General features: G+C 59.7%; 22 protein-coding genes, 2 tRNA genes and 1 pseudogene. 10 read left to right on the forward strand and 15 right to left on the reverse strand.

Annotated elements, in window-relative coordinates; all coding sequences use genetic code 11:
- Positions 1 to 123 precede the first annotated feature (123 nt).
- A tRNA-Ser gene (locus tag BJ885_RS03675) sits at positions 124 to 211 on the forward strand.
- Between the two features lie 291 nt (positions 212 to 502).
- Complete coding sequence (locus BJ885_RS03680) at positions 503 to 760, forward strand: YjhX family toxin (RefSeq protein WP_021240841.1); 258 nt, start codon at positions 503 to 505, stop codon at positions 758 to 760.
- A 125-nt stretch (positions 761 to 885) separates the two neighbouring features.
- On the opposite strand, the gene BJ885_RS03685 is transcribed toward BJ885_RS03680, so the two are convergent.
- From BJ885_RS03685 to BJ885_RS03705, 6 genes are all read right to left on the reverse strand, one after another.
- Positions 886 to 1,722, reverse strand: a complete 837-nt coding sequence (locus BJ885_RS03685) for an alpha/beta fold hydrolase (protein WP_054830320.1) — start codon at positions 1,720 to 1,722, stop codon at positions 886 to 888.
- 251 nt (positions 1,723 to 1,973) lie between these two features.
- A complete protein-coding gene (locus BJ885_RS03690; RefSeq protein ID WP_008499867.1) occupies positions 1,974 to 2,192 on the reverse strand; it encodes an acyl carrier protein in 219 nt (72 codons plus the stop codon).
- Between the two features lie 17 nt (positions 2,193 to 2,209).
- Positions 2,210 to 3,643 (reverse strand): AMP-binding protein, encoded by a 1,434-nt coding sequence (locus tag BJ885_RS03695; RefSeq protein WP_047061520.1) that lies wholly within the window; start codon positions 3,641 to 3,643, stop codon positions 2,210 to 2,212.
- Positions 3,640 to 4,758, reverse strand: coding sequence for an MBOAT family O-acyltransferase (locus BJ885_RS03700; RefSeq protein WP_029739922.1), 1,119 nt, complete (start codon positions 4,756 to 4,758; stop codon positions 3,640 to 3,642). The genes BJ885_RS03695 and BJ885_RS03700 overlap by 4 nt, the downstream gene beginning before the upstream one ends.
- A gap of 9 nt (positions 4,759 to 4,767) precedes the next feature.
- Entirely contained in the window at positions 4,768 to 4,890 is a 123-nt protein-coding gene (locus BJ885_RS23410) for a hypothetical protein (protein ID WP_023335174.1), read from the reverse strand.
- Positions 4,887 to 6,023 (reverse strand): D-alanyl-lipoteichoic acid biosynthesis protein DltD, encoded by a 1,137-nt coding sequence (locus tag BJ885_RS03705; RefSeq protein WP_121931206.1) that lies wholly within the window; start codon positions 6,021 to 6,023, stop codon positions 4,887 to 4,889. Before BJ885_RS03705 ends, BJ885_RS23410 begins: the two co-directional genes overlap by 4 nt.
- A gap of 276 nt (positions 6,024 to 6,299) precedes the next feature.
- On the opposite strand from BJ885_RS03705, the gene BJ885_RS03710 reads away from it, so the two are divergent.
- A tRNA-Ser gene (locus BJ885_RS03710) sits at positions 6,300 to 6,387 on the forward strand.
- A gap of 43 nt (positions 6,388 to 6,430) precedes the next feature.
- Here the strand turns inward: BJ885_RS03710 and BJ885_RS03715 are convergent.
- The 3 genes from BJ885_RS03715 to hpxO are packed head-to-tail and all read right to left on the reverse strand — an operon-like array spanning position 6,431 to position 9,584.
- Positions 6,431 to 7,366 (reverse strand): PDR/VanB family oxidoreductase, encoded by a 936-nt coding sequence (locus tag BJ885_RS03715; protein WP_121931207.1) that lies wholly within the window; start codon positions 7,364 to 7,366, stop codon positions 6,431 to 6,433.
- 11 nt (positions 7,367 to 7,377) lie between these two features.
- On the reverse strand, positions 7,378 to 8,412 hold the full coding sequence (gene hpxD / locus BJ885_RS03720) for a molybdenum cofactor-independent xanthine hydroxylase subunit HpxD (RefSeq protein WP_121931208.1): 1,035 nt from the start codon (positions 8,410 to 8,412) through the stop codon (positions 7,378 to 7,380).
- Between the two features lie 17 nt (positions 8,413 to 8,429).
- Positions 8,430 to 9,584 (reverse strand): FAD-dependent urate hydroxylase HpxO, encoded by a 1,155-nt coding sequence (hpxO, locus tag BJ885_RS03725; RefSeq protein ID WP_121931209.1) that lies wholly within the window; start codon positions 9,582 to 9,584, stop codon positions 8,430 to 8,432.
- Positions 9,585 to 9,823: 239 nt separating this feature from the next.
- On the opposite strand from hpxO, the gene uraD reads away from it, so the two are divergent.
- Both uraD and uraH read left to right on the forward strand, forming a co-directional pair.
- Positions 9,824 to 10,324 (forward strand): 2-oxo-4-hydroxy-4-carboxy-5-ureidoimidazoline decarboxylase, encoded by a 501-nt coding sequence (uraD, locus tag BJ885_RS03730; protein WP_121931210.1) that lies wholly within the window; start codon positions 9,824 to 9,826, stop codon positions 10,322 to 10,324.
- Positions 10,321 to 10,644, forward strand: coding sequence for a hydroxyisourate hydrolase (gene uraH, locus BJ885_RS03735; protein ID WP_121931211.1), 324 nt, complete (start codon positions 10,321 to 10,323; stop codon positions 10,642 to 10,644). The genes uraD and uraH overlap by 4 nt, the downstream gene beginning before the upstream one ends.
- Here the strand turns inward: uraH and guaD are convergent.
- Complete coding sequence (guaD, locus tag BJ885_RS03740; RefSeq protein ID WP_121931212.1) at positions 10,624 to 11,943, reverse strand: guanine deaminase; 1,320 nt, start codon at positions 11,941 to 11,943, stop codon at positions 10,624 to 10,626. The two genes, uraH and guaD, sit on opposite strands and share 21 nt — an antisense overlap.
- A 99-nt stretch (positions 11,944 to 12,042) precedes the next feature.
- Positions 12,043 to 13,539, reverse strand: coding sequence for an NCS1 family nucleobase:cation symporter-1 (locus BJ885_RS03745; protein WP_121931213.1), 1,497 nt, complete (start codon positions 13,537 to 13,539; stop codon positions 12,043 to 12,045).
- A 144-nt stretch (positions 13,540 to 13,683) separates the two neighbouring features.
- On the opposite strand from BJ885_RS03745, the gene BJ885_RS03750 reads away from it, so the two are divergent.
- The 3 genes and pseudogenes from BJ885_RS03750 (at position 13,684) to puuE (ending at position 16,091) form a co-directional block, all read left to right on the forward strand.
- Positions 13,684 to 14,400 carry a GntR family transcriptional regulator gene (locus BJ885_RS03750; protein ID WP_010429412.1) on the forward strand — a complete coding sequence of 239 codons (717 nt, stop codon included), beginning with the start codon at positions 13,684 to 13,686 and terminating at the stop codon, positions 14,398 to 14,400.
- Positions 14,400 to 15,274 (forward strand): annotated as a pseudogene (gene hpxA / locus BJ885_RS03755) (allantoin racemase). The gene BJ885_RS03750 and the pseudogene hpxA overlap by 1 nt, the downstream one beginning before the upstream one ends.
- Entirely contained in the window at positions 15,192 to 16,091 is a 900-nt protein-coding gene (gene puuE, locus BJ885_RS03760) for an allantoinase PuuE (RefSeq protein ID WP_259467204.1), read from the forward strand. Before hpxA ends, puuE begins: the two are co-directional and overlap by 83 nt.
- A gap of 48 nt (positions 16,092 to 16,139) precedes the next feature.
- Here the strand turns inward: puuE and hpxZ are convergent, their stop codons facing one another.
- The 4 genes from hpxZ to hpxW are packed head-to-tail and all read right to left on the reverse strand — an operon-like array spanning position 16,140 to position 19,699.
- On the reverse strand, positions 16,140 to 16,526 hold the full coding sequence (gene hpxZ / locus BJ885_RS03765; protein ID WP_121931216.1) for an oxalurate catabolism protein HpxZ: 387 nt from the start codon (positions 16,524 to 16,526) through the stop codon (positions 16,140 to 16,142).
- Entirely contained in the window at positions 16,523 to 17,920 is a 1,398-nt protein-coding gene (locus BJ885_RS03770) for an AtzE family amidohydrolase (protein ID WP_121931217.1), read from the reverse strand. The genes hpxZ and BJ885_RS03770 overlap by 4 nt, the downstream gene beginning before the upstream one ends.
- Entirely contained in the window at positions 17,917 to 18,105 is a 189-nt protein-coding gene (gene hpxX, locus BJ885_RS03775) for an oxalurate catabolism protein HpxX (protein WP_121931218.1), read from the reverse strand. The genes BJ885_RS03770 and hpxX overlap by 4 nt, the downstream gene beginning before the upstream one ends.
- 10 nt (positions 18,106 to 18,115) lie before the next feature.
- On the reverse strand, positions 18,116 to 19,699 hold the full coding sequence (gene hpxW, locus BJ885_RS03780) for an oxamate amidohydrolase (RefSeq protein ID WP_121931219.1): 1,584 nt from the start codon (positions 19,697 to 19,699) through the stop codon (positions 18,116 to 18,118).
- A gap of 142 nt (positions 19,700 to 19,841) precedes the next feature.
- On the opposite strand from hpxW, the gene hpxU reads away from it, so the two are divergent.
- Both hpxU and BJ885_RS03790 read left to right on the forward strand, forming a co-directional pair.
- Positions 19,842 to 20,681 (forward strand): MurR/RpiR family transcriptional regulator HpxU, encoded by an 840-nt coding sequence (gene hpxU, locus BJ885_RS03785; protein ID WP_121931220.1) that lies wholly within the window; start codon positions 19,842 to 19,844, stop codon positions 20,679 to 20,681.
- A 191-nt stretch (positions 20,682 to 20,872) separates the two neighbouring features.
- Positions 20,873 to 21,655 (forward strand): transporter substrate-binding domain-containing protein, encoded by a 783-nt coding sequence (locus BJ885_RS03790; protein WP_023311064.1) that lies wholly within the window; start codon positions 20,873 to 20,875, stop codon positions 21,653 to 21,655.

The following is a 21,655-nucleotide window of genomic DNA, read 5'->3' on the forward strand; positions in this document are numbered from 1 at the left end:
CTGATAAAATCGTCGATGTGTCGTCAGTTCAACCGATTAAACACGTTTTGACTATTTTTACAGCGAACGAGTGCAGCCACTCTTTACAGCACGCGGTGAGGTGTTTATAGTTCGCCTCACTTAGGAAGCGTGGCCGAGCGGTTGAAGGCACCGGTCTTGAAAACCGGCGACCCGAAAGGGTTCTAGAGTTCGAATCTCTACGCTTCCGCCAGATATAAGCCCCAGGTTACTCGTTAACCTGGGGTTTTTCTTTTTGGATTTGCCGATCCGCCTCACACTTTTAAGTCCCTGCCATTTCCCTGCAAAAAACAGGCGTTATCATTCATCCCGTAAATATATTGCTATCTCTTACCGAGGCTTTGATGCTGGAGAATGTTTTCATCAGATAATCAGTCTCCCGCCCTTTTCAGGACGGACTGGTTATCGCTGCGCTTAAACCTTACGCGCGCACCTGCGGGTGTGGGCTCGTTTTTACGCATGATGATTACACAGGTTTTCCAGTATGAATTTATCCCGTCAGGAACAACGTACCTTACACGTTCTCGCCAAAGGTGGACGTATTGTGCACGTCCGCGACAGCTCTGGCCGCGTCACTTCCGTTGAGTGCTATACCCGTGAAGGGCTGGTGCTGAGCGACTGCACGCTTAGCGTCTTTAAAAAACTCCGCACCAAAAAGCTGATCCGATCCGTGAACGGGCAGCCTTACCGCATCAACACCACCGGGCTGAACAACGTTCGCGCCCAGCTGGATAATCGCTAAGCGGAATAAACAACGCCACCCGCGGGTGGCGTTCATGCATTAAACGGTGCAATGCAGGGATATCGTTGCGGATGCAGGAATGTAGGCCGGGTAAGCGCAGCGCTACCCGGCAATAAAGGCGATGTTTAAGAGCGGATAAAGGCCAGAATGTCCGCGTTGATGGTATCCGCGTGCGTGGTATGCATCCCGTGCGGGAAGCCCGGGTAAATTTTCAGTACGCTGTTCGCCAGCAGCTTGTCCTGCAGCAGGGCAGCATTCTTATACGGCACGACCTGATCGTCGTCGCCCTGCAACACCAGAACGGGAACCGTGATGGTTTTTAAATCTTCCGTCTGGTCGGTCTCTGAAAACGCCTTAATCCCCTCGTAGTGGGCCTTTGCGCTGCCGATCATTCCCTGACGCCACCAGTTCTGGATCGTCCCCTGTGAAACGTCCGCGCCATCCCGATTAAAGCCGTAGAACGGACCGCTGGCGACGTCGAGGTAAAACTGGGCGCGGTTAGCCGCCAGCGCTTTGCGGAAGCCGTCGAAAACCTCGATGGGCGTTCCGCCGGGGTTACCGTCCGTTTTGACCATCAGCGGCGGCACGGCGCTGACGAGCACCGCTTTGGCGACGCGCCCCTGCGGTTGCCCATACTGCGCAACATAGCGGGCGACCTGTCCGCCGCCGGTGGAGTGACCGACGTGCACGGCATTGCGCAGATCCAGGCTTTCCACCACGGCTGACGCGTCGGCCGCATAATGATCCATATCGTGTCCTTCACTCACCTGGTCCGAACGCCCGTGACCGCGACGATCGATAGCGATAACGCGATAGCCTTCAGCGAGGAAGAAGAGCATCTGGTTATCCCAGTCATCGGCACTCAGCGGCCAGCCGTGGTGGAAAACAATGGGTTGAGCCTCTTTTGGGCCCCAGTCTTTGTAGTAAATATTGACGCCATCTTTCGTTGTTACGAATGCCATACCGCAGACTCCTCTGTTAAAGGCAAAACGTTCCCCGGCTGAGCGCACAGCGAATCATTAATGCCTTAATTAAGTTGGCTTTTTTCTGTTTCCCGTACCGACAGTACTCCTAAAGTGTAGGAGAAATAGTAAAAGCAGTCGGTTTCATTCCTATGAAAGGGAGCAGGACAGCGTTCAGGGGGAGGGGGAACGAAAGAAGGCTCTGGAGCGATCCTCCAGAGCCTTCAGGGCAGCATTAACCGCAGGGGCGTTTAGCGGTTTTCTTCAATATAGCGGGCCAGGTCCGCCGGGGTTTTTAGCACCGTCGCCACGTCAGTTGGCGGGATCATGCAGCCGTAAACGTCCTGCACTTCCAGCACCATATCGACCGCCAGGATGGAGTCGAGAATGTCGGATTCAATCAGTTCATCGTGAAAGCCCACCTTACGGGATAACACTTTTTCGAACAGGGCGAGAATTTCTTGTTCCATAATTTTTCCTGGAGTCATTAATTTGTGCGGGCGTAAGCGTCCAGCAGCTTGCGGTCAATTTTGCCGTTAGGATTCAGCGGCAAAGCGTCTTTTACGATAATTTGTGAAGGCACCATATAGTGCGGAACGACCTTCGAAAGCGATGTTTTGATGGTGTCCGGCGCCATATCCGTCACGCAGAACGCGGCAATGCGCAGCACGCTGCCGCAGGATTTCATCAGCGGCAGGACCACCGCTTCGTTGATGCCGGACATGGCCAGCAGGCGGTTCTCGATCTCGTTGATTTCAATACGGTAACCGTTCAGTTTGACCTGGCTGTCGTTGCGGCCCTGGCAGTAGATCAGCCCCGCTTCATAGCCCAGATCGCCGGTACGGTAGCCGCGAAACGCTTCATCTTCCCGACGGAGTAATTTCGCCGCGTTCTCCTGCGGCAGGCCGAGATAGCCGCGCATGACGTTTTTACCCCAGATAATCAGCTCGCCGTCGGCGGAAATTTCCATTTTGCTCTCAGGCATCATGACCCCCACCGGCAGCACGGCGCTGTCGCTGTTCAGGATCGCATCCGTGATTTCAACCACGGTCGTCGCAATCGTCGCTTCCGTTGGACCATAGGAGTTAATGATTTTGGCCTGCGGGAAGCGGCGGCGAAGCTGTTTAACCAGCGCCTTATTGAGCACTTCACCAATGAAGATAAAGACGTTGAGCGCAGGCAAATACTCGCTGTTGAACTGCGGGGAAAGCAGCTGCTGGTAAGCAAAAGAGGGGGTTGAAACCCAGGCGGAGACCGCGTTGCTTTTCAGTCGCTCCAGCCAGTTCTCTTTCTGAATGTCTTCTTTGGCGTTCAGCACGATGTGTCCGCCCATCGCCAGATTCGCCAGCAAAGGGATCAGGGAGAGGTCAAAGCTGAATACCGCGTGGTTCATCAGGACCGGTTTTTCCGGCAGTGAAAAGTCCTGGCTGACCCATTTCATGAAGTGCCATACGCTTTCACGCCCAATCTGCACGCCTTTAGGTTTGCCGGTGCTGCCTGAAGTAAACATGATGTAGGCCAGATCCTGCTCCTCCAGTACCTTGCCCGGTTCCCCGGTGGCGATGAACTGCCGGGTCGCGACGTCGTAATAGTAAGGGGCGCTGGCCAGATGGCAGATCTCCCGAAGGCGCTCCTGCGGGTAAATGCAGTCCACCGGGATGTACGGAATGTTGTGCAGCAGGCAGCTATAAATCGCCACGGCGAACTCGGCCTGCTGGTGTCCGTACAATACGACCGGCGTACCGGCAACAGGCTGGCAGCGCTGATAGCGCTGCGCCCAGTCCGTCACGGCAGCGGAAAGCTGTAGCCAGCTTAAGGCTTCGTCGCTGCCGCTGATGGCCAGCTGCTGCGGGGAGGCGGGATCGCATAATGCCGCACGTAAGAAATCCTGCAGTTCCTGAAGATCGGAGTGATTTTTCATAGAGGTGACATTCCACTAAAGATGTAAAGGGATCCCGCGGCGCTTCCCAGCGTCAGAATTCGCCCTAAAAACGCAACGGCCGGATACTGCAAGCCGCGGTGCAATGCCGGGCTGCGTTTGGCTGACCACAGCAGCATATTGTGAGCGACGGAAATCGCGCCAAACAGCGCGCCGCTGATGACGTAATGGCGTTCCAGGCCATTCCATGCCCCCATGCAGAATAAGGTGCAAAAAATACCGATATTTTGCGCCAGCGTTTTGTTCTGACGGAAAAAATTGAATTTCATCAGGTTCATATAAACGGGCATAAACACCACATCGCGCAGCCATTCAGACAAGCTGATGTGGAAGCGGCGCCAGAAATCCTGCGGGTTCTTTGCCAGAAGCGGCATGTTGAAGTTTGCCGGAATATTGAGTCCAAACAGGCGGCCTGCGCCGATGGCCATATTGCTGTAGCCCGCAAAATCAAAGTACAGGTAGGTGCTGTAGGCAATCGACATCACCACGCCCACGGTCAGCGTAAACGGCTTATGGCTCCAGGGCTGCACGACCAGCGAATCAATCAGCATGGCAAACAGGAACTTCTGGACAATGCCGGTAATGATTTGCTCTAACGCGACTAAAAACTGTTCGCGGTTAAGGGCAAATACGGGCTTGCTGACGTCACTCATCCATGTCCGCCAGCGGTACATTGGGCCGGCCAGGATAATAAAGGGCATAAACAGATAACAGAAATAGTGCAGGAAATTCTGACCTTCTTTTTTACTGCGATAGAGCAGCACGTCCAGCGCGCGGAACGTCATAAAAGAGAGGCCGATCATGCCCCAGTGGTTATTTAAATGTAATTTCACCAGCAGCAGCGGCAATAATGTCAGAACGACCGCCTGCCACGTTTTTAACCATCCCTTCTCTTTTAGCGTGGCAAAAACATAAAAGCTGAAAAAAACGGCGACGGGGACAATATAATCGCCCTGAAATATATATCCCCATCCCAGCGCCGTCAGCACCGATAGCGCAGATAACCAGGTCAGACGATGGCGTAATACGCGATTAACCAGCGCAAACGCCAGCGCGGATGAAAACAAATAAACAAAAAACATTCCTGAGCTGTACATCATTCGGCCTCAGAACTTTTGATATTCAAAATGCAGCTGCATACTCATGCTGTCATCGACAGAGGTCCACGCGACGATGGTGATCGCCAGCAGGAGATAAAGGAAAAAAAGACGGATCGCGATTTTCATCATTTAAAACTCTGTGCAATAAAGCGAATCATAGGAACCCAGGCCAGTTCGGAAGGGTGTAAACGATCCCAGTTCCAGCCATTCTGATAAGGCATGGCGTACATATCTAAATAAGGGATCTGGTTTTTTTCCAGAATGGTTTTTATTTGTTTATCAACCGGACGGAAGGTATCGGTATTGTAAAGCGCCCAGGGGTTAACCGGGTCGACGATAGCAATCACCTGCACGTGACGTTCTTTCAACAGCTGAACGGTTTTACTGAAAGCGGCGATTTGCGCAGGCACAACCGGCGTGTCGTCCCACTGCTGCGGCTTACCGTCCTCGTCGTAAATCGTTTTGTCCATCCACAGCGTAGCCGCGCTCTGCTGGCGTTTTTTATTTAACTCGCGCGCATTCGCCAGCTCTTTATCCCAGTCGGGGGCAATGTGGGTTGTTGGCTGCTGCGGCCAGGGCTGTACCGTCTGGGGCGTGATGTTGAGCAGCGCCAGCCAGTCGTTTTTTATCAGGGTGCAGACGTTGGCAAACTGGAAGCTCAGCTCGTCCCACATCAGATCGGGTTGCCAGCCAAAGACGCGCATTTGGCCAAAGGTTAAATGGCTTATTTCTTTGCTATCAATATGCTTTAAATAATTAACCAGCAGCGGGCGTGCCTGCGGATCCTTCATCAGCGGATTAAAAATAGAGCCGGGGAAATTATCGGCATAGATAGCCGGTGGCAGCCCTTTTGAGTAAAAGCTGTCAGGTGCCAGAAGCAAAACAACTTTACTGTTTGCGTTAAGGCTATTTTTAAAACGTGAGAACAGTAAAAATTGCGTTTCATCATCGACGAACGCATCGCCATACGCCACGACGGGTTTGTGCAATTGCTTATTAAAGTAATTATATACAGCGTAATGTTCATCTTCTGAGGTGGCAACCTCAGACGCGCCAATGAAGAAAATAGCATTCCCTTCTAAGGCATGGGAAATAGTCGCAATTTTTTCCGCTTGTTCTTTAGGCGTGCCCGCCATTGATTTAATCAGCGGCTGGAAGGTGAGGGGCGGATTGAAGCTCGTCACCAGCGGGTGAACACAGAGGAACAAAATGGCCAGGGTCGCCATCAGGATATGTAAGCAAAGCGTATTTTTGATTTTCATCATCAACCAGTAACACTGCATGGCAGTAATTTCTAAATCTGTGGGTACGCAGATTTATAACAATTACACAACAAATGACCGTTTATTTTTGTGGCATTCTATACCAGAGCGATTTAAAAGGATGAGCGTTGCTGTGTAACGGTATGTACAAGGGGGCTGTGACCGATGCGCGGCAAGCGTCTGGGTGATTTTTGCGCAGTCAAACGCCGGTGGGTAAAAATAGAAAAATTCCTGCTTTACAAGGTGCTAATAGATGTTTATAGTGCGCCTCACTTTGGAAGCGTGGCCGAGCGGTTGAAGGCACCGGTCTTGAAAACCGGCGACCCGAAAGGGTTCTAGAGTTCGAATCTCTACGCTTCCGCCAAATTCGAAACCCTGCGATAGCAATATCGCAGGGTTTTTTCGTTTTACAGGGCAATCACCAGCTCCCCGGAATGGCTCCGCGAACAGCACAGCGCGACCTGCTGGTCCGTCCCGCCTTTTTCCGCCTCCGACTGCACGCTATCCCGATGATCCACCACGCCGTCAATCACCGGCGTCAGGCACGCCCCGCAAATCCCCATTTCGCATGACAGCGGCACGTCTACGCCGTTTTCCTGTAATACCTGAGCGATGGTCTTATCCGCGGGCACCGGCCAGCGCTCCCCGGTCGAGGCGAGTTTGACCGTAAAGATCTCGCCCGCGTCACCGCGTGCGGCAGGGGTCGCGGGCTGAAACGCCTCGCTGTGAAGATGGCCATCATCCCATCCCCTTGCCGTCGCCACGTCTCGCACTTTTTCCATAAACCCTGCCGGGCCGCAGATCCAGGCGTGAAGCCCCGCCTCAGCCGCCGGGAGATGTTCTGCCAGCGCCGTGCGCGGTCTGGCGGTATGAATGTGGCACTCACCGAACCGGGAGAGTTCGCGCGCAAACGCCGCGCTTTCGCGGCGTTTGACGTAATAGTGCAGCGTAAACGGCGTTCCGGCCGCCTTCAGCTGCAGGGCCATCGCATACAGCGGCGTAATGCCAATGCCCGCCGCCAGCAGCAACACCCGCTCAGCCTGATGCAGCGGAAACAGATTGCGCGGGGCAGAGATCGCTAATTTCTGCCCGGGTCGCAGCGTCTCGTGAACGTAGCGCGATCCGCCGCGCGAGGCGGTTTCCCGCCCCACGCAGATAAGATAGCTCTCGTCCTGACATGCCCCGGTCAGGGAATACTGGCGCACCACGCCGCAGGGCAGGTGGACGTCAATATGCGCGCCGGGCTGCCACGGCGGCAGCGCTTCGCCCTCTTCAGCCACCAGCCTGACGGCGAGGCTTTTGTCGCCCTCGCGCCACAGCCCGTCAACAATTACGCTCAGCATATCGGCCTCCGTCATACCAGGAAAAATTCGCCAAAGCCCATTTTTTTCAGTCCCCGACGGTAGGCAATTGAGCTTTTATCGGCGGGAATATGGGCTTCCAGCGTCAGATCCAGCGGCAGGCTTTCCGGGCGCTGGGTTTCCACCATCAGGCGATCTTCTTCGAAGATGCGCAGGTTAAAGGCATGCACGTCCTCCACCGGAATATGCAGGTCAAGGTTGCGCGCAATAGGGGCGAACATGCGGGTCACGCGCGATGACACCGGCGACGCGGCGTTCATGATGACCAGCCTCGACTCTCCCGGAAAATGAATCGTCAGGGTGGCGGTAAACGGCAGATGCATTTCAAAATGGCGCAGCCACTGGAACCCTTCTGGCGCCTGCACGGGTGAACCGGCGGAATAGTTGCTCACGGAGCTCCAGTAATCGGCAACAAAGCCAAATTCGGTCTCCTGCGGCTGATAGGCGGGCACAAGCTGATTATTGGGATCGGCAAAGGTATCGGTGTGGATCCACGCAAAGTGCGCCACGTCCAGAAACCCCTCCACCTGTCGTCCGGCGAAACCGTTCACCTCAAACGCCGGGCAGTTGATCTGCTGAAATCCGTCGTCGTCCCAGTGCGGCATGGTGGGCAGCGGCGCGGGATTTTCCGGGTCAAACGCCAGGCAGGTCCAGATCAGGCCGAAGCGCTCCTCCACGGCGTAGTTAATCAGGTTCAGCTTCGCCGGAACGGGCTGGTCGGGGCTGGACGGAATACGGTTGCAGCGCCCGTCCTCCCCGAAGCGGAGGCCGTGGTAGGGGCAGATAATCCCGTGCTCGTCGTGAAAGCCGAGCGTCAGCGGCACGCCGCGGTGCGGGCAGACGTCACGGGCGACCACGACCTGGTCGTTAATCCGGTAAATCACCAGCTGTTCATCCAGCAGGGTCGCCTTGAGCGGTGCCGGGCCGACGTCGCAGGCGCGCGCGACCGGGTGCCAGCATTTCGCCAGGCGCAGCCAGTCCTCTGGCTCAAACGTGCAGTGGGCGGGTGGAGTCGGTTCTCTTTTCATCGTTGTCCCTCTTGCCTTCAGCCTAACGGGCCGCCCTGAATGGTCTCGCACAGACCGTTGATGATGCGCTCGCCGGTTTCCTCTTTGAGCTCCTGGTACCAGGCCTGCGTCAACGCCATGTCTTTCCCGTGGGTGACGTCGCAGCGTTTACGCGCCTTCAGCACCAGGTCGCGCACCCGGTCGCAGCGCAGCGCTTCGTACTGCCGCAGCGCCAGCGTAATGCTGTGGTTTTCACGCAGGCACTCCCCCAGCACGACGGCGTCTTCCATCGCCGCACAGCCGCCCTGGCCGATATCCGGCGTGGTGCTGTGCGCGGCGTCGCCGAGCAGCGCGACGTTGCCGCGCACCAGGCTGTCGAACGGCTCAATGTCGTGGATTTCAATGCGGTTGGTGGTTTCAGGATCCAGCGCCGCGATAAGCTTCTGCACCGGCGGCGCCCAGCCGCGGAAGTAGCCCGAGAGATCGGCGCGCAGGGTGGTGCGATCCTCCGCCAGGCCTGCGGGCAGCGGCACGTCAAAAAAGAAGTAGAAACGACCGCCGGAGACGGGCATCAGCGACACGCGTTTGCCTTCGCCAACGAAGGTGGTCCACTGGTGCGCCGGGGCGATCTCTTCGTCAATCTTCACCAGCCCGTTCCAGTTCACGTACCCGGCGTAGCGGCGCTCCGGGGTGTATCCCAGCACATACGGGCGAACTGCCGAGTGGCTGCCGTCGGCGGCAATCAGAAAATCGCCGGATGCCGTGGTGCCGTCGGTAAAGGTCACGCTCACGCCCGCGTCGTCTTCGCTTACGCGTTCGACGCGCTTGCCGAACTGCACCCTGTCGCGCCCCCAGAAGTCCAGCATTTCGCGCTGAAGTTCAGCGCGCGAGACGGGGCAGGGACGCCCGCCGGTACGCTCAACCAGCGGGGCAAGGCTGAAGCGGGTCAGGGTCTCGCCGCGCCGGTAATCCTTGTAGGCCATAAAACGCATCGGCCCGCCGTAGGTCTCGATGATGTCGCCCATGCCGAGGTGCTGCATGCATTTCACGCCGTTAGGCCAGATGGAAATGGCCGCCCCGACGGGCCGGATCTCTTTGACGGCTTCAAACACGGTACAGTCGATGCCCGCTTTCTTCAGCGCGACGGCGGCGCTCAGGCCGCCAATACCCGCGCCAATGACGATTGCTCTCATGCTTCTCTCCTTTTGCAGGGTGTAACGGTATTCAGCAATTTGCGTACCAGGCTGCAGAGTGGCGAAAACGGCGTTGTGAGGGTGACGTTTGCACTGCTAAGGTGCGCAAACGCGGTGAACGTGCCTTTTTTTGAATCAAAAATTTCCAGTTGAGCTATACGGAATCGACTGTTTCACGCCCGCGCTCAGAGTGGCGTGGTTTGTGCAACAACCAGGAAGAAGACAATAAAGGAGACACTATGATCGCACTGCACGACTTCAATCATCTTCCCCACGAAAAGGCCTTAGCGCTGATTCATCCCTGCGTGGCGCTCCCTGAGTGGGCCGATGCGCTGGCTCTGGGGCGGCCCTACGCCAGCCGGGACGAATTGTTCAGTACGGCAAACGCGCTGACGCAAGACTGGGACGAAGCGGCGCTGGCGCAGGCCCTGAGCGCCCATCCGCGCATCGGGGAAAAACCCGCAGGTTCACAGGCGGAGGCGGCGCTGTCGCGCCAGGAGCAGGGCGCGGTGAACGATCGCGATGCTGCCCTTGCCCAGGCGCTGCGCGAGGGCAATGCCCGCTACGAGGCCCGCTTCGGACGCGTGTTTCTGATCCGCGCGAAGGGCCGCAGCGGCGAGGAGATTTTACAGGCGCTGCACGCGCGGCTGGAGAACAGCGACGCGCAGGAAGTCCGTGCCGCGCTGGAACAGCTGCGGGAAATTACGCTGCTACGGCTGGAAGGAGTCATTAGCGAATGAGCACACTCAGCACCCATATTCTGGATATCTCGACGGGCAAACCCGCAGCGGGCGTGACGGTTCATCTCGAACGGGAGGGCGAAATCATGGCGACGGGCGTGACCAACGCAAATGGTCGCATCACCGAATTTGTCCCTTTCCTGCCGAAAGGCCGCTATCGGCTGGTGGCGGAGATCGGCGCGTGGTTTAGCGAAACCGGTCGCGACACGCTCTACCCCTGTGCGCAGATTGATTTTGTGACGGGAGAAGCAGCAGGCGAGCACTTCCACCTGCCGTTTGTGATTGCGCCCGGCGGGTGGTCAACCTACCGGGGCAGTTGACCATACCCGCTCGCCGTTGACCCAGGTCTCGCTGATGTTGCGCTCGTCGCCCAGGGTCATCAGCACGAAAAGCTGCTCGTAGATATCCTGACAGCGGCGATTGCGCAGGCGCTGCAGCGGCGTCACGTCAGGGTCGATCACCACGAAATCCGCCTCTTTGCCGGGCGCGAAGTTGCCAATCTTATCGTCGAGCCTGAGGGTGTGCGCGCCGCCCAGCGTGGCGTGGTAAAACGCCTCGCTGGCGCGCAGGCGGTAGCTCTGAAGCTGGCCGACCTTGTAGGCTTCCCCCAGGGTGCGCAGCATGCTGAAGGTGGTGCCCGCACCGACGTCGGTGCCGATGCCCATCCGCACCCTGTGCTGCCAGCAGGCGGGCAGGCGAAACAGCCCGCTGCCGAGAAACAGGTTTGAGGTGGGGCAAAACGCCACCGCCGAGCCGGTGTCGTGCAGGCACTGCCACTCGCTGTGGTGAAGATGAATCGCGTGGGCAAACACGCTGCGCTCGCCGGTCAGGCCGTAGTGGTGATACACGTCCAGATAGCGCTCGTGCTCCGGCCAGAGGTCGCTCACCCAGGCCACTTCGTTGGGGTTTTCGCTCAGGTGGGTCTGCATCCAGGTATCCGGGAACTCCTCTCTGAGCAGGCTGACCGCGGCAAGCAGCTCGGGGGATGAGGTCGGGGCAAAGCGCGGGGTAATGGCATAGCCCAGCCGTCCCCGGTGGTGCCAGCGCTGGATCAGCGCCCGCGTCTGCCGGTAGCTCTGCTTCGCGTCTTCGCTCAGGTAGTCCGGCGCGTGTCTGTCCATCATCACCTTTCCGGCGATAAGGCGCATGTTCAGGCGCAGGGCTTCGGTAAACAGCGCCTCGACCGATTCCGGATGCAGCGTGCAAAACACCAGCGCGGTGGTGGTGCCGTTGCTCACCAGCTGGTGAATGAAAAATTCGGCGATCTCTTTCGCGTAGGCTTCATCGGCAAACTGGCTCTCCACCGGGAAGGTGTAGGTGGTCAGCCACTCCAGCAGCTGTTCGCCAAAGGCGCCGATCATCTCCGTTTGCGGATAATGGACGTGGGTGTCGACAAAACCGGGCAGCAGCAGCCTGCCGCGCAGGTCGGTGTAGCCCTTGTGGGGGTCAAGATACTGCTCGCCCTCCTGCCACGGCATGTGCGCCAGAATTTTCCCGCTCTGTATAAACAGCAGCCCGTCCTCAAGGTAGCGCGCGTGTTGGGCAATCGCGTCTGCGCTGTCGCAGACCTGGGCAATATCAAAAAATGCGCCGCGGATCGCTGTCTGGTAATCCATCATGGTTCCTGCCTTAGTGTTTGCGTAGCGGGGTGATAAGGCGCAGCAAGAACGGTGCCAGAATGAACGGGCCGCAGACGCGCTGCGGCCGGAAGGAGAGGGTTACTCTTTTTGCGTCGCCACGCGGGAGCTGAACGACGTCGCGCCCGCCGTCTCGCGGTCTTCCCGCGCCAGCCAGCGGTAGGTCACGCCGCCGAGGAAGACGCCGATAAACCAGCTGAAGTTCGCCACTTCATGCAGGGCCGGGATAAAGCTAATCACCAGGCCTACGGCAACGGACGGGATCAGCGCGCCAATGGCTTTCGGGTTGAAGCCGTTGCGGTACCAGTATTTGCCCTTTGGCGTGTCGTCGAACAGATCGTCGACCGACACCTTGCCGCGCTTAATCAGGTAGAAGTCGGCAATCAGAATGCCGAACAGCGGGCCGATGAACGCCCCGAGCACGTCCAGGGTGTAGTGGATAAGCTCCGGCGAGTTGAACAGGTTCCACGGGGTGAGCAGGATCGAGCCGACGGCGGCAATCATGCCCCCGGTGCGGAAGCTGATTTTCTGCGGCGAGCAGTTAGAGAAATCAAACGCCGGGGAGACAAAGTTCGCGACGATGTTGATCCCGATGGTGGCGGTGATCATCGTCAGCAGGCCAATCGCCACGGCCAGATCGTTGCCCACGCGGCTGACGGTTTCGATCGGGTCGGTGATCATGCGGCCAAACAGCGACTGGGTGCCGGAGACAATCACCACGGTGACGATGGAGAACAGCAGGAAGTTAAACGGCAGGCCCCAGCGGTTGCCGCGGCGGATCTCGCCCATGCTTTTGCCGTAGCGGGAGAAGTCACCGAAGTTGAGCAGCGGGCCGGAGAAGTAAGACACCACCAGCGCGGTCGCGGTGATCATCTGCCAGGTCTGCTCGCCCGCGCTCAGGGATTTGCTGGCGAGAGTGAAGGAAATGCCGTTAAAACCGGTCTTGTATACAATCCAGCCTGCGAGGGCCAGCATGACCACGTAGACCGCCGGACCGGCGATATCAATAAAGCGCTTGATGGCGCTCATGCCGTGCCAGAAAACCATCGCCTGCAGTACCCACATAATGGCAAAGCAGATCCAGCCGAGATGCGACAGGCCCAGGAACGCGCCTGTTGTAAGCGAAGAGAGCGACGGCCAGAACTTCAGCGCCACCAGCATCAGGGCGTTGGCGGCCAGGTAGGTCTGAATACCGTACCACGCGAAGGCAATCAGCCCGCGGATCACCGCCGGAATATTGGCCCCGAAGACGCCAAACGCCTGACGGCTGATCACCGCGTAGGGCACGCCCGCCATCTGGCTCGGTTTGGCCACCAGGTTGGCGCACAATTGCACGATACAAATCCCCACCAGCAGGCAGAGCAGCACCTGCCAGCTTGCCAGCCCGAGCGTAAAAAAGCTCGCGGCGACAACATAACCCCCCATGCTGTGAACGTCCGACATCCAGAACGAAAAGATGTTGTACCAGCTCCAGTTCTGGTCACGCGTCGGTGCCAGATCCTCATTGCAAAGACGTGGGCTGTAAACCGCACCGGAATCAGCGGCCGTACCCTGCTGCGCGTTTTGACTGTTTGGCATGAAACCTGCTCCTGTGAATGAAAACCCGTTGAGTGGGAGTACAGACGGTGTTGCAGGATCCAGGCCAAAATAATAAATCTTGTATGCAATATTTTATTTTTATGTATACGATTCGATAACGAAGAGTAAAAGACGGAGTGGTGAATGAACAACATAAACGCCCTGCAGACCGCGCCAGACCTGCATGACAAAGATGAATCGATCTTTCAGGCGCTGATGACCGCGATTGTCGAACATCAGCTGCTGCCGGGCAGCAAACTGCCGGAAGAGGCGCTGGCCGAGGTGTTTGGCGTAAGCCGCACGGGTATCCGCAAGGTGCTTCAACGACTCGCGGCTGTGCAAATGGTCACCTTAACGCCCAAGCGTGGTGCACACGTTGCCAGCCCGACGGTGGAAGAGGCGCAGCACATCTTCCGCACCCGCGCCCTGCTGGAGGTCGCCAACCTGCCGGACGTGCTGGCCCGCTGCCAGCCGCCGCACCTTGCCGCGCTGGAGGCCATCATTCGCCAGGAGCAGCAGGCGCACGAGGCGTACGACGGCCCGGCGGCAATTCGCCACTCCGCCAATTTCCACATCCAGCTCCAGGCCATCTCCGGCAACCAGGTGCTGACGGAGATGGTGACCGGCCTGAGCCAGCGCTCCTCGCTGGTGATTGCCACCTGGGGCGCGCCGTGGCGTCAGGGGTGTCGCTGCAACGATCACGAACAGCTGGTGGATCTGCTGCGCCAGAAGGCGCTCCAGCCGCTCAGCGATGCCTTAATGCACCATTTTGAACATATCGTCGCTAGCCTCTGCTTCGAGCGGGCGGGCGAGTGCCTGCCTGATTTTGCCCGGCTGTTTGCCGGCCACAAGGAGTCGTAATGTCCTCTGTCTGTATACAAGTGATTAACCCCAACACCAGCCTCGCGATGACGGAAACCATCGGCGCGGCGGCCCGCGCGGTGGCGGCGCCGGGTACGGAGATCCTCGCGGTCTGCCCGAGCGCGGGCGTGCCGTCTATCGAGGGACACTTTGATGAAGCCATCGCCGCCGTGGGGGTTCTCGAACAGGTCAAGCTCGGCAGAGAGCAGGGCGTGGACGGTCACGTCATCGCCTGCTTTGGCGATCCGGGCCTGCTGGCGGCGCGCGAGCTTGCGCAGGGGCCGGTGGTGGGCATTGCGGAAGCCGCCATGCATATGGCGACGCTGGTGGCGACGCGCTTTTCGGTGGTGACCACGCTGCCGCGCACGTTGATTATTGCCCGTCATCTGCTGCACCAGTATGGCTTTCACGATCGCTGCGCGGCGCTGCACGCTATCGATCTCCCGGTGCTGGCGCTGGAAGACGGCAGCGGTCTGGCGCAGGAGAAGGTGCGCGCGCGCTGTATACAGGCGCTGAAGGAGGATGGCTGCGGCGCCATCGTGCTCGGCTGCGGCGGCATGGCGACCCTGGCGCAGGAGCTGACCCGCGAGCTGCGCGTGCCGGTCATCGACGGCGTCAGCGCGGCGGTGAAGATGGTGGAATCGCTGGTGGCGCTGGGGCTATCGACCAGCAAGCACGGGGATCTGGCCTTCCCGGAGAAAAAAGCGTTAAGCGGACATTTTCAGGCACTGAATCCATTTTAATTTTTGGGGGTGGCAATGGGGCTTTTTGAACAGAATTACCCGCGGGATCTGCGCGGCTACGCGGGCAACCCGCCGCACGCGCGGTGGCCGAATCAGGCGCGCGTCGCCGTGCAGTTTGTGCTCAACTATGAGGAAGGGGCGGAAAACCACGTTCTGCACGGCGATGCCGGATCCGAGCAGTTCCTGTCGGACATCATCGGCGCGGCCAGCTATCCGGATAAACACATGTCGATGGACTCCCTCTACGAATACGGCAGCCGCGCCGGGTTCTGGCGGATCCACGGTGAATTTCAAAAGCGCGGCCTGCCGCTGACGGTCTTTGGCGTGGCGATGGCGCTGGCGCGTCACCCGGAGATCGTCGAGGCAATCAGGGCGGCGGATTACGACGTGGTGAGCCACGGCTGGCGCTGGATCCACTATCAGCACATGGATATCCAACAGGAGCGCGAACACCTGCACAAGGCGGTGCAGGTGCTGACCGACCTGTTCGGCAAGCCGCCGACGGGCTGGTACACCGGGCGCGACAGCCCCAACACCCGCCAGCTGGTGGTGGAGCACGGCGGCTTCGACTACGACAGCGACTACTACGGCGACGATCTGCCCTTCTGGACGGAAGTGGCCTGCGGCGACGGCTCCCGTAAACCGCACCTGATCGTGCCGTATACGCTGGATGCGAACGACATGCGCTTCGCGACCGCGCAGGGGTTTAACACCGCCGAGCAGTTTTATACCTATCTGAAAGACAGTTTTGACGTGCTGTACGAAGAGGGGGAAAGCGCGCCGAAGATGATGTCCATCGGCATGCACTGCCGCCTGCTGGGTCGGCCGGGGCGTTTTCGCGCGCTGCAGCGGTTCCTGGATTATATTCAGCAGCACGACCGGGTGTGGGTCTGTACCCGCCAGCAGATTGCGGACCACTGGCGGGAGGTGCATCCGTTTCAGAAGTAAGTGTGCCGTATTTAGCCGGGTGGCGGCTGCGCCTTACCCGGCCTACGACTACGACATCAAACTCACCTGTGCCGCCACGATCCGCCACCCGTAGGCAAACCGCACCCACGTCTGCTGCTGGCGGCCAGTGCGTTCCGTGCCCTCCCGGGTAAACTCGGTGCTGCACACGGCATAATCCTCCCCGAAGGTGGTGATGACGGTGTGGCGCAACGTCCGCTGTAACCCGGCTGACGGGCGCGCCGCGCGAAAGGCGCGGATTTCATCAATCCCGTACAGGTTTTCACCCGCCCCCAGACGCACCGTGTTTTTGTCGTGCCAGAACAGCTCGTCCAGCACCGCAACGTTGTTGCTGACCAGCGCGTCTTCATAGCGGTAAAACGCGGCGGTCACCTCGGCAACCACCCACGGCAGGTTAATGTCATCGTGATTCATCATGCGGCCACCTCCGCCGGACGGGCATCGGTGATGCCACTCTCCTCCAGCACGCGCGCGACGCGAAGGCAGGCCTGCTCGTTAAACGGCGCGGCAATCAGCTGCAGGCCAATCGGCGCACCCTGGGCGGTGCGCAGCGGAACGGTGGTCACGGGCAGGCCCAGAAATGAAATCGGCTGGGTCAGCATCCCCATGCTGGCGCGAATGGGGAGCGGCAGGCCGTTAATCTCCATGGTCTGCTCACCCGCGAGCGTCGCGCTGCGCGGCGTTGCCGGGGCGATCAGCACGTCGGCCTGCGCGAACAGGGTTTTAAACGCCTGCCGGGCGTGCGCGCGAAACCGCTGGGCCTGAATGTACCAGGCTGAGGGGATCATCGCCCCGGCAAGCAGGCGTTCGCGGGAATGCGGTTCAAAACGCTCGGGCTCGCGGCGAAGCGCGGGCAGGTACTGATTTCCCCCTTCGGAGGCGCTGATGATAAACGCCGCGGAGCGCGCCAGCTCGGCGTCCGGGAACTGCAGCTCATCCTGCACGTCGAGCGCCTTCGCCACCCGCGCCACGGCGTCTCTGGCATCCGCATCGCACCAGGTGGTGAAGTAGCCGCCGAGCACCGCGCAGCGCAGGCCGTCAAGCCCGCGATCGAGCAGGGGACGCGTCTGCTCGCGCGTGCTCTCCGCCTGAAAACCGTCGCTGCCGTCCCGCCCCTGCAACGCGTCGTACACGGACGCCAGGTCGCACACGCGGCGGGCAAAGGGGCCGATATGATCGAGGCTCGCGACAAACGGATGGCTGCCGGATCGCGACAGGCGGCCAAATGTGGGCTTCAGACCATAGATGCCGCACAGGGAGGCCGGAACGCGAATCGAGCCGTTGGTGTCGGTGCCGAGCGAAAAGTGCACCAGCCCGGCGGCCACGGCGGCGGCCGAGCCGCCGGACGACCCGCCCGCAATACGCGCCAGATCGTGCGGATTACGCGTGGTGCCGTAGTGGCTGTTTTCGGTTGTGAAGCCGTAGGCGTAGGCGTCCATATTCACCATCCCGGTCAGCAGCCCGCCCGCGCTGCGCAGCTGGCGCACCGCGAAGCTGTCAGCGGCCGCGGCAGGGCGCTGGCTGAACAGCTCTGCCCCTGCGAGAGTGGTGTGGCCGGCAACGTCGAACAGGTTTTTTACCGCGTAGGGCACGCCCGCCAGCGGGGGCAGGGGGCGCTTTTCGCGGCGCAGGGTGTCGATGCTCTCGGCCTCGGCGAGCATGCGCGCTTCCGTCACGGCGGTCCAGGCGCCGATCTGCGGGTTCACGCGCGCAATCGCCTCCAGCGTCTGGCGGGCAATCTCGCGAGCGCTCAGCTCGCCCGCGCTCAGCGCATGCTGGATCGCGCTGATACTCATCTCGTGTAGCCTCATGCTTTATACACTCCTGCGATCTCCAGACGGTCGTCGAGCGGCAGCGCCATCAGCGGGGCGGCCAGGGTGGCAATGCGGCTGAACTGCAATTGCAGCTCGGCGCGGCGGACATCGTCCAGCTCTACGCCGAGAACGGACTCCATTTGCGCAAGATACGCCTGCCAGTCGGGTTGTGGTGTCGTCATTGTTTTCTCCTCAGAATCCGGCGGCCGCGCCGTTGCTGCGCGGGTCAAATGCCCCTTCGAACAGCCCGTTGGGGTGGCGAACAATCGCGCCCGCGTGGCCCATTGCTTCGCTGAAGTCAGGGAATATTTCCACCTCATGTCCCCGCGCGCGGAGCTGCGAGACCGTCTCAGCGCTAAAGCGTCCTTCAAGCTTTAACGTGTCCGAGGTTTGTCCCCAGGTACGGCCCAGCAGCCAGCGCGGGCGGGAAATGCTTTCCTGTAAAGGCACGCCCTGAATCGCGTAGCGGGTAAAGAGCGCGGCCTGGGTTTGCGGCTGGCCGTCGCCGCCCATGGAGCCGTAGACCATTACGCGCCCGTCCTTAAGACGCGCCGCCGCCGGGTTCAGGGTATGGAAGGGCTGCTTGCCCGGCGCGAGGGCCAGAAGATGATTCGGATCGAGGCTGAACGATGCGCCCCGGTTCTGCCAGACGATGCCGGTGTCGGGCAGCACCACGCCGCTGCCGAACTCGTGATAGATACTCTGGATAAACGACACGGCGAGCCCGCTGTTATCCATTACCCCCATCCACACCGTATCGCCGGGGCCTTTTCCGATTCCCCACGGCGCGGCGCGGCCGTCGTCAACCCTGTCGGCAAGCGCCTGAAGGGATGCGGGGTCCAGCAGGCTCTGGATATCGGTTTTCAGCTCGCGCGGGTCGGTGATGTGGGCATCGCGCAGGCCAAAGGCCAGCTTGGTGGCTTCAACGATGCGGTGAAGGGTGTCGGCGTCGTCGGCCTCCGCCATATTCAGGCGGTCGGTGATGCCGAGTATCGCCAGCGAGACCAGCCCCTGCGTCGGCGGGGCGTGGTTAAAGATCTCCCCCTGCTGATGCTGCAGCCTCAGCGGCGCGGTGCGCCGGGCAGCGTGGGCGTGTAAATCGGCCAGCGTCACGGGCAGGCCCAGCGTCTCCATGCCGTGCGCCAGCACGTCCGCCAGCGGGCCGCGGTAAAAGCTGTCCAGACCGTCCTCCGCCAGGCGCGTCAGGGTCGTGGCCATGGCGGGCTGGTAAAAGCGGCTGCCGACCTGCGGCGGCTTACCGTCCACCAGCCAGGTTTCCGCGAAGCCGGGGACGTCCTTCAGCTCGTCGAATTTGCTGGCCGTGGCGTGGGCCTGAGAGGCCGTGACCGGCGTGCCGTTCTGCGCATACTCAATGGCGTCGGCCAGCAGACGAGCCAGCGGCAGCGCCTTGCCGGTCATCTCGCGCGAGACCTTCAGCGCCTCGTCCCAGCCGCTCACCGTGCCGGCGACGGTCAGCGCCGCGCGGGGGCCGCGGTGGGGAATATGCGCCAGCCCGTCGTAGGCGGCGAGCGTTGCGCGCGATCCCGCCGCGCCGCTGGCATCAATGGCGACAGGTTCGCCTTCCGGCGGCACGATAAGCCAGAAGCCATCGCCGCCCAGGCCGTTCATGTGCGGATAAACCACGGCAATGGTGGCCGCCGCGGCGACCATTGCCTCTATCGCGCTGCCGCCTTCGCGCAGCACCGCCAGCGCGCTCTGGCTGGCAAGATGGTGGGGCGCAACGGCCATGCCGTGCGTGGAGACATTACTTTGCATAAAGCGTCCTCGTAACCCTGAAAGTCACAAGGTGCTGCAAAAGCTGTTCCAGTTCTGAAAGAAAAGTTTCAGTAAACTGGCACGTATAATGAAAGGTAGAATGAAAGGCAAAATGTGATGAAACAAAAGTTACAGAGGCGCTATGGAACAACTGGATGAACGTCTGAAAGCACAGTACCCGTCGCTGTCGCCGCAGGAGCAGCGGGTGGCGGATTTTATTTTCGATCATTTTGACGATCTGATTAGCTACAACAGCGCCGAGCTGGCGCAGCTGAGTGGGGTGTCGAAAGCCACGGTCAGCCGTCTGTTTAAGCGTCTGGGCTATGAGAAATATAAAGACATGCGCGACGAGCTGCGCACCCTGCGCCAGAGCGGGATGCCGCTCACCGATAACCGCGACGCGGTGCAGGGCAATACGCTGCTGGCGCGCCACTATAAGCAGGAGATGGCGAACCTGACCCAGTGGGTTAATGCCCTCGACGCGCAGCAGTTTGCCGACGCGATGGCCTGCATGGTGAAGGCGCGGCGCATCGTCATTATCGGCATGCGTAACGCCTATCCGGCGGCGCTGCACCTGCGCCAGCAGCTGCTGCAGGCGCGCGGTCAGGTGCTGGTCCTGCCGCAGCCGGGGCAGAGCCTGAGCGAAGAGCTGGTGGATTTAACGTCGGACGATCTGGTGGTCATGATGGCCTTTCGCCGCCGCCCGCGCATTATCCGCCCGCTGATGCAGCAGCTTCAGAGCAGCGGTATTCCTGTGCTGCTGATGTGCGAGCCGCAGGCGCACAGCCTGTTTCCGCTGGCGAGCTGGCAGCTCTGCGCCCCGCTTGACAGCGTCTCCGCGTATGACAGCTATTCCTCGGTCAACAGTCTGATTAACCTGCTGGCTAACGCCTTCCTGCATGAAATTCTCGATAAAGGCCGTCCGCGCATTCACGAGATTGCCTCCCTCTACCAGCAGCTGGATGAACTCGAACAGCGATAATGGGGCATCAGGCTGGTGCTTTGCATTAAAATGGTGCGTCTGACGGGTCGGGAAAACATACGTTTTTTCGATCCGTCCGCGTTTTATCGGGCTTCGAAAGAATATTCCCCGCTTCGCCCTATCTGGCACATTAGTTGCAAAATCACATTCAAAGAATCTTTTGTTTCATGTTAACGTTACGGGGAAGCACCATGAAAAAATTGTTGATTGCACTGGCCGGGGCCGCATGCCTCTTCACACAGCTGCCGGCAAAGGCTGACCAGCTTCAGGATATCGAGAAGCGCGGCACCATTCGCATTGCCGTTCCGCAGGACTTCCCGCCGTTTGGCTCGGTGGGGACCGACCTGCAGCCGCAGGGCTATGACATCGACATGGCGCGCTATCTGGCCAAACAGATGAAGCTCAAGCTGCAGCTGGTGCCGGTGACCAGCGCCAACCGCGTGCCGTACCTGCAAACCGATAAGGTGGATCTGGTCATTTCCAGCCTCGGTAAAAACCCGGAGCGCGAGAAGGTGATCGACTTCAGCCGCGCCTACGCGCCGTTCTTCCTCGGCGTGTTTGGTCCGAAAGGGGCCGAGCTGAAGGACGCCGCCGCGCTGAGCGGAAAAACCATCGGCGTGACGCGCGGGGCGGTGGAGGACATGGTGCTGACCGGCCTGGCGCCGAAAGACGCGGACGTGAAGCGCTACGAAGACAACAACACCACGCTCTCCGCCTACCTCTCCGGACAGGTGCAGTACGTGGCAACCGGCAACCTCGTGGTGGCGGCTATTTCGCGCCAGAACGCGGATAAAGCCCCGGTGCCGAGCTTTATGCTGAAAGATTCGCCGTGCTTTATTGGCCTGAAGAAAAACGAACCGGCCCTGAAGGCAAAAGTGGATGCGCTGATTGAGCAGGGCATCAAGGACGGCACGCTGAACGGCCTGTCCGAGCAATGGCTGAAGGCTCCGCTGCCGGCAAACCTTGGCGCCTGA

This window comes from Enterobacter sp. WP_7_1 (assembly GCF_003688535.1).
GTDB lineage: Bacteria > Pseudomonadota > Gammaproteobacteria > Enterobacterales > Enterobacteriaceae > Enterobacter > Enterobacter asburiae.

Excerpts from the sequence above, each read along its gene's own strand:
- BJ885_RS03680 (WP_021240841.1), top strand. The coding sequence starts at position 503 with ATGAATTTATCCCGTCAGGAACAACGTACCTTACACGTTCTCGCCAAA.
- BJ885_RS03685 (WP_054830320.1), bottom strand. The coding sequence starts at position 1,722 with ATGGCATTCGTAACAACGAAAGATGGCGTCAATATTTACTACAAAGAC.
- BJ885_RS03690 (WP_008499867.1), bottom strand. The coding sequence starts at position 2,192 with ATGGAACAAGAAATTCTCGCCCTGTTCGAAAAAGTGTTATCCCGTAAG.
- BJ885_RS03695 (WP_047061520.1), bottom strand. The coding sequence starts at position 3,643 with ATGAAAAATCACTCCGATCTTCAGGAACTGCAGGATTTCTTACGTGCG.
- BJ885_RS03700 (WP_029739922.1), bottom strand. The coding sequence starts at position 4,758 with ATGTACAGCTCAGGAATGTTTTTTGTTTATTTGTTTTCATCCGCGCTG.
- BJ885_RS23410 (WP_023335174.1), bottom strand. The coding sequence starts at position 4,890 with ATGATGAAAATCGCGATCCGTCTTTTTTTCCTTTATCTCCTGCTGGCG.
- BJ885_RS03705 (WP_121931206.1), bottom strand. The coding sequence starts at position 6,023 with ATGAAAATCAAAAATACGCTTTGCTTACATATCCTGATGGCGACCCTG.
- BJ885_RS03715 (WP_121931207.1), bottom strand. The coding sequence starts at position 7,366 with ATGCTGAGCGTAATTGTTGACGGGCTGTGGCGCGAGGGCGACAAAAGC.
- hpxD (WP_121931208.1), bottom strand. The coding sequence starts at position 8,412 with ATGAAAAGAGAACCGACTCCACCCGCCCACTGCACGTTTGAGCCAGAG.
- hpxO (WP_121931209.1), bottom strand. The coding sequence starts at position 9,584 with ATGAGAGCAATCGTCATTGGCGCGGGTATTGGCGGCCTGAGCGCCGCC.
- uraD (WP_121931210.1), top strand. The coding sequence starts at position 9,824 with ATGATCGCACTGCACGACTTCAATCATCTTCCCCACGAAAAGGCCTTA.
- uraH (WP_121931211.1), top strand. The coding sequence starts at position 10,321 with ATGAGCACACTCAGCACCCATATTCTGGATATCTCGACGGGCAAACCC.
- guaD (WP_121931212.1), bottom strand. The coding sequence starts at position 11,943 with ATGATGGATTACCAGACAGCGATCCGCGGCGCATTTTTTGATATTGCC.
- BJ885_RS03745 (WP_121931213.1), bottom strand. The coding sequence starts at position 13,539 with ATGCCAAACAGTCAAAACGCGCAGCAGGGTACGGCCGCTGATTCCGGT.
- BJ885_RS03750 (WP_010429412.1), top strand. The coding sequence starts at position 13,684 with ATGAACAACATAAACGCCCTGCAGACCGCGCCAGACCTGCATGACAAA.
- hpxZ (WP_121931216.1), bottom strand. The coding sequence starts at position 16,526 with ATGATGAATCACGATGACATTAACCTGCCGTGGGTGGTTGCCGAGGTG.
- BJ885_RS03770 (WP_121931217.1), bottom strand. The coding sequence starts at position 17,920 with ATGAGGCTACACGAGATGAGTATCAGCGCGATCCAGCATGCGCTGAGC.
- hpxX (WP_121931218.1), bottom strand. The coding sequence starts at position 18,105 with ATGACGACACCACAACCCGACTGGCAGGCGTATCTTGCGCAAATGGAG.
- hpxW (WP_121931219.1), bottom strand. The coding sequence starts at position 19,699 with ATGCAAAGTAATGTCTCCACGCACGGCATGGCCGTTGCGCCCCACCAT.
- hpxU (WP_121931220.1), top strand. The coding sequence starts at position 19,842 with ATGGAACAACTGGATGAACGTCTGAAAGCACAGTACCCGTCGCTGTCG.
- BJ885_RS03790 (WP_023311064.1), top strand. The coding sequence starts at position 20,873 with ATGAAAAAATTGTTGATTGCACTGGCCGGGGCCGCATGCCTCTTCACA.